We start from the raw sequence: 2,677 nt of genomic DNA, 5'->3' as shown, positions 1-2,677 counted from the left end.
ACGGGCGATAAACCGGTTTCAACCGCTTTTACTTATCCCATAGTAAATGGCAAAAGGCAGCTTAGCATAACATTCAGTCCCGGCTGCAGCAATAATAGCTATGTATACGTGCTTGAAAAAGCCAATTAATAAAACCAAAAGCAACAGATAAATTATGAGATCATATTTACTACATATAAAAGGTAAAAATTTATGGAAGCTGTGTGCTTTGGTGGTGCTGGGTATTGCTTTGGCTTGCTGCGGTGAACAAATAACCAGTGTTGACCAGCCTGCTACAGCTACCGTGGGTTCAGTGGTGCCGATAACTGTTCACTGCGATATCCCTACAGTAGGCGATGGCGGTCCGGATTACCTCATTTTTGGCTTTTTAGTACCTAAAGGCTGGAAAGCTGCGCAAAATACCACTATAAATTATACCAGTAAACAGGGTAACGGAACCATGTCCCTGATCCCTGATGGCACCTTGCCAAAAAATGGCGGCGGACTTAACTGGCCGGCCTATATGAAAAAAACATTGGGCAACGGCGGCAACCTGATTGACGATATGGAATGGATTGCTTATCAAACGGATAAGGCCTACAGCCATACCGGTGGAGTGGAGTTCATCGTTGACCTTAATGTCAAAATAAAAGTTGGTGCCGATAATAACAACATGCTGGTAAAACTGGGCTATACCATCACTGACAGCGGCAACGGTTTTACAAGCGACGGTAACGGTACTTATTATAGCGCGTTGCTTGGTAGTAACTGTTTTGAGGTAACCGGCGGCAGCGGCGACCTGGTTGATTTTTGCAACCCTCAACTTACCACTATCGACCCGCCGAAATCATTGGATAATGATTTTGTGACCTTAACCTTTGATGGCACAGTTGCCGATACCGATTTAAAAGGCGAAAGAGAAGTTTACCTGTGTGCAACGGCCTACACAAACGATGGTAAAACAATAAGCGTTTGTGAGCAAACCACTAAAACCCTGCTGAAACAGACTACTGCCACCAGTAAAAAATATCAGCTCACGTTTTGGCCAAGATCATTCTTTAATGTGGGGGATGCACAAACCGTCACAAGAATGGAATACTTCCTGACCGATAAAACGGGTAAAAAGAAAGTTGGCTATGGTAATACAGACGCCCCGTTCACCTACACATTTAAATGCGGTTAACCAGTAAATAAACCAAACGGCAGATGCAATTAATCAATCTGTATTTGCTAAAACGATATTTAAATCTTTTGCCAACAATTTTAAACCTAAAAAATATGGCTTATTGCTACATAAAGAAATGCTTAACAGGTATCACGCTGTTGATGCTGCTGCTGGCCAAAACCAGTTATGCAGCTGTGCAGCAGGATACTACCAGGGAGGCGCCTGCACGCCCCGGCCAGGTAAGCGGTATTGTACTTGATGAGTACGGTAATCCGCTGCAGGGCGTTAAGGTAATCAATAAAGGGAAAAATACTGCGTTAACTACGGGTAAAGATGGCGTGTTTGCCATTAATGCCAGTAAGGGCGACGCGTTGATTTTTACCGCTGCAAATTATAATGCCCGTGAAGTTACGGTACGGAATGCGACTAAATTAACGGTAAGGCTCCTCGATACTTACATAAAAGCGCCCAAAACCATCAATGCGCTTTATGATACCATCAGCACATCAAAAAATGTGGGCGCCATATCAACCATTTATACCAACCAGCTTACTACTACGCCTTCAACTTTATATACCTACGCCTTACCCGGACAACTCCCCGGCTTATATACCCAGCAGTACAGTGGCTTTGCCGCACCGCAAACCGGCGTGCAAACTGTAAATGACTTTATCGGGGCGGTAGTACAGCACAATAACTATTCGGCTAATGATAATAGTGAGTTTGGGCTTTTTTTAAGGGGACAAGCGCCGATAACTATTATTGATGGTGTTCAGCGTGAGATAGCATCACTTGATCCGGAAAGTATCGAATCGGTTTCGGTTTTAAAGGATGCGCTTTCAAATATTATGCTGGGGATCAACAGCTCGCGCGGTACCTTATTGATCACCACCAAACGTGGGCAGCCAGGTACGCCGCATATTTCATTCACAGCACAAAGCGGGATTCAGCAGCCGCTGGGTTTGCCCAACCCGCTGCCTGCTTATCAGTATGCATACTTATACAACGAAGCATTACAGAACGACGGCAAACCGGCTCTTTACAGCGCTGCCGACTTTAATGCCTACCGTAACCATACCGACCCCATAAGGCATCCGGATGTTAACTGGTTTAAAACCATCTTACGCGATAACTCACCCATGACCAGTTATAAGCTTAACGTTAACGGCGGCACCCAGGTGGCACGGTACAGTATTTCGTTAAACTATCTTGACCAGGCGGGTATGTTCAAAACGGCGTCGTCTGTGCCATACAATACCAATAATGATCTTAACCGTTACATCATCAACTCCGATCTGGCGGTTAACGTAACCAAAAAATTCACTGTCGACCTGCAATTGTTTGGCCGCATTCAGCAAAGCACACAGCCGGGAGCAGGATATGGAAATATATTGAGTACGCTTTATAGCTTACCAAATAATGCTTATCCGCTCTACAACCCAAACAATTCATTTGGCGGTACAACAACTTATACCAATAACCTGCTTTCGCAAACAGAGTTTTCAGGCTATCAGCGTACCAACAGCAATGATG

General features: G+C 44.6%; 3 protein-coding genes. All 3 read left to right on the top strand.

The annotated features are described in order from the left end of the window. Positions 1 to 129 (top strand): DUF5004 domain-containing protein (locus VF500_RS31840; protein ID WP_414688595.1); only part of this gene is annotated, 129 nt, incomplete at its 5' end. Positions 130 to 154: 25 nt separating this feature from the next. Beyond that, positions 155 to 1,162 carry a DUF4961 domain-containing protein gene (locus tag VF500_RS26580; protein ID WP_330862565.1) on the top strand — a complete coding sequence of 336 codons (1,008 nt, stop codon included), beginning with the start codon at positions 155 to 157 and terminating at the stop codon, positions 1,160 to 1,162. A 95-nt stretch (positions 1,163 to 1,257) separates the two neighbouring features. Beyond that, a partial coding sequence (locus tag VF500_RS26575) for a carboxypeptidase-like regulatory domain-containing protein (RefSeq protein ID WP_330862564.1) occupies positions 1,258 to 2,677 on the top strand: 1,420 nt, incomplete at its 3' end.

The organism is Mucilaginibacter sp., assembly GCF_036383575.1.
Classification (GTDB): domain Bacteria; phylum Bacteroidota; class Bacteroidia; order Sphingobacteriales; family Sphingobacteriaceae; genus Mucilaginibacter.
The sequence above is the reverse complement of the archived record's forward strand: the minus strand, read 5'-3'. Positions and strand labels throughout refer to the sequence as shown.

Coding starts and splice junctions, on each gene's coding strand:
- VF500_RS26580 (WP_330862565.1), top strand. CDS start 155: ATGAGATCATATTTACTACATATAAAAGGTAAAAATTTATGGAAGCTG.